The sequence below is a fragment of the Veillonella sp. VA142 genome, from assembly GCF_003992135.1.
Classification (GTDB): domain Bacteria; phylum Bacillota; class Negativicutes; order Veillonellales; family Veillonellaceae; genus F0422.
Window position 1 is genome coordinate 1 of the sequence record NZ_RQVN01000047.1, and the last position, 3383, is coordinate 3383.

The window sequence follows — 3383 nt, forward strand, 5'->3', positions numbered from 1 at the left end:
ATATGTCTATTTTATTGCAAAAAAAGAATGTTGGCGACTACTCTTATATGAGTAGCCCCAACATTTATTATAGAGCCTTTTTTCTAAATACAAAATCCTGAAAATAGAACCTATTGGACTATTCTGCTATGGTTCAAGCAATAGTAGACAAAGAGCCTTGATCAAGATAATTTATAATACTGGATGATAGTATATGTAATAGAAGGTAATACTCAGACAATACATCCATATGGTGTAAGCAAATAATAATAGGGTATTGAATTTTATTTTTAATTGTGTTATGATGAGTACAAGTCAGATAAGCATATATAGAAAGAAGATGCAATGTATCTACAAGTATGTGAGGGAACATGGATACTCCATTGAAAAGTGGTGCAATGATATCATCATTCTATCTAAGCTTAGAAGACGGTGTATATTATTTTATTTTCATTGAGAGGTAAATATCATGAAAAAACATTTAGCAGTATTAGCTGCAACAGCAGTATTGGGTGTAACATCTGCATTCGCAGCAAACCCATTCGCAGACGTAACTCCACAAGATTGGGCATATAGAGCGGTAGCTCAATTAGCAGCACAAGGCGTAGTTAACGGCTACCCAGACGGTACTTTCCAAGGACAACACAACATCACTCGTTTTGAAATGGCTCAAATGGTAGCAAAAGCTATGGCTCATCAAGAACGTGTTGACGCTGAACAAAATGCTATCATCAATCGTTTAGCTAACGAATTCTCTACTGAATTGAATAACTTAGGCGTTCGCGTTTCCACATTGGAAAACAAAGTAGGCAACTTCAAATTCACTGGCGATGCTCGTCTTCGTTACCAAAATGTAACAGATAAATCTGTAATTGATTCTAATAAATCTAAATTTGACTACCGTGCTCGTGTACAATTCGATGCTACAGTAAATGACAATACAAAAGCAGTAGTGCGTTTAGCTACAAAAAAAGAGTTCGGTCAAAATGACAAAGAAAATAATTTAAACGCATCTGTAGATCGTGTATATGTTCAACATAACTTTGGTAAATATGTAACTGCAACTGCTGGTCGTCAAGACTTGGTTGTTGGTAATGGTCTTGCATATGATGGTGCTTATGAAGGTGTTGTAGCAACAGCTGGTAAAGATAAATTAAATGCATCTGTAGCATTCGGTTACCTCATGAGTGGTGAAAACAAAGGCCTTGAAAGAAAAGCTAATGTACAAACAACAATTTATCAAGCAAACTATATGCCAACTGAAAAAGTAGCAGTAAAAGGTTTCTATGCTGATATTCATGAAAAAGACACTAATAATGTATATGGTACATCCTTAGATCTTAAACTTGGCAAAAAAGTTTGGGTTGGTGGCGAATATATTAAACAAGAAACTACCGGCGCTGCTGGCGAAGCTTGGACTGCAGGTCTAGGTTATGGTACTGCAGATATGGCTAAAGTTGGTACTTGGGGCACAAAAGTTCAATACTTTGATTTGAAAGAGGATGCTCCAGTAGTAGACAATATTTGGCATTTAGGAAAGCAAAATAAAAACTACAAAGGTTATTTAGCAACTGTTGACTACACTGTAGCTAAAAACGTTGGTCTTTCTGCTTATGCTACATTCCATAGCAAAAATCAAGAGAAAGAAAATAACAACTTGCCAGAATACTATCGTGCAGAACTTAACTACAAATTCTAATTTGATAGTCACACATATAAAAAAGAACTCCTTCGGGAGTTCTTTTTGCGTATGTTGACAAAATGTGTATACAATTCTATATAAATTGCATTTAATCTATGCCTATGATACTATTAAAGAAAGTCTAATACATATAGCGAGGGGAGCTATACTGGGTTATAGGTGTACTGGCTGACATAAGAGCCTGATGTATTAGCTGGAGTGTAAGACAGAACTGTATGGATCTTCTATATGGAATGGACAAGAGTATTATTTGTTTTATAAAGGGTATTTAATATGAGAAAACAATTAGCAGTATTAGCAGCAACAGCAGTGTTGGGTGTGACATCTGTCTTGGCAGCACATCCATTTTCTGATGTAACAGCACAAGATTGGGCGTACCAAGCAGTGGAACGTTTAGCAGCAGAAGGGGTTATCCAGGGTTATCCAGATGGCACGTTCAAAGGTCAACGTAATATCACTCGGTATGAAATGGCACAAATGATTGCTAGAGCTGATGCACACCAAGATGAAGTAACAGCTGAGCAAAGAGCATTGATTCAACGTCTGGATAATGAGTTTGCTAATGAATTACAAGCATTTGGTGTGCGAGTGAATAGATTAGAAGATAAAGTGGGGAACTTTAAGTTTAGTGGAGATGCACGATTACGATATATGAATATGGATCTTCGTGAAAAAAATACTAAGTCGGATACATCGGCCTTTTTATATCGTGCAAGAGTAAAATTTGAAGCAGAAGCTAACGATAGAACAAAAGTAGGCGTACGCTTGTATTCAGGAGACACGTCTTTCAGTCCTGAAGGTAACTCCTCTGGTCCAGGAGGGGATGCTGGAAATGGTATAGATGAAGCATATGTACAATATAAAATGAACAATCATGCTTTAGTTACTGTAGGTAAAAAAGATTATATTGTTGGTAATGGTCTTTCCTATGATGATCAATTACGAGGTGCAGTAGTAAACTATGATAGAAATAAGTTAAATGCAATTTTTGCTTATGGATATATTGAGTCTAATGATAAAGCTGTGTCTGTATATCAGCTGAACTATCGTATAAATGATAATGCTGCAGTTAAAGGATATTATTTAGATCGTCATGGTTCAAAAAATAATGGATATGAAACTAAAAAAGCAACAGACATATTTGGCGCTTCTTTAGATGTAAGGCTTGGTCATAATAATAATATTTGGCTAGGTGGCGAATATATTAGAAAAGAGCGACAAGGAGCAAATGGTGAAGCATGGACTGCTGGTGTTGGCTACGGCCAGGCTGATATCACAAAACCAGGTACATGGGGAGCTAAGATTCAATATTTTGACTTTAAAAAAGAAACATTTGTAAAATACAGAACATGGAAAACACCTACTCATAAGGTTGGAAACGATGATTATGGTCATGCCGATTATAAAGGTTGGTTAGGAACAGTAGACTATACGATTGCTAAAAATCTTGGGGTATCTGCGTATGCTGGTTACCACAGTAAAACACAAGACGGCATAAAATTACCAAATTATTATGGTATCGATGTAAATGTTAATTTTTAGATAAAGATAATACACGGGGCTGTAACAAAATGTACTTTTTTACATTTTCGTTACGGTCCCTTTTGCATGCAGAAACTACCAAGCTTCTTGAGATAATACTATCACAAGATATCTTGGTAGTTTTTCCGTTTTTAGGCGCACTTAAATAAGCCTATGTAAA

At 36.0% G+C, this 3383-nt stretch carries 2 protein-coding genes; both read left to right on the top strand.

Going from position 1 to position 3383, the window contains the following annotated elements; all coding sequences use genetic code 11:
- Positions 1-448 precede the first annotated feature (448 nt).
- A complete protein-coding gene (locus tag EO117_RS08985) occupies positions 449-1678 on the top strand; it encodes an S-layer homology domain-containing protein (protein WP_126940107.1) in 1230 nt (409 codons plus the stop codon).
- A 276-nt stretch (positions 1679-1954) separates the two neighbouring features.
- On the top strand, positions 1955-3223 hold the full coding sequence (locus EO117_RS08990) for an S-layer homology domain-containing protein (protein ID WP_126940108.1): 1269 nt from the start codon (positions 1955-1957) through the stop codon (positions 3221-3223).
- Positions 3224-3383: the final 160 nt, after the last annotated feature.

Excerpts from the sequence above, each read along its gene's own strand:
- EO117_RS08985 (WP_126940107.1), top strand. The coding sequence starts at position 449 with ATGAAAAAACATTTAGCAGTATTAGCTGCAACAGCAGTATTGGGTGTA.
- EO117_RS08990 (WP_126940108.1), top strand. The coding sequence starts at position 1,955 with ATGAGAAAACAATTAGCAGTATTAGCAGCAACAGCAGTGTTGGGTGTG.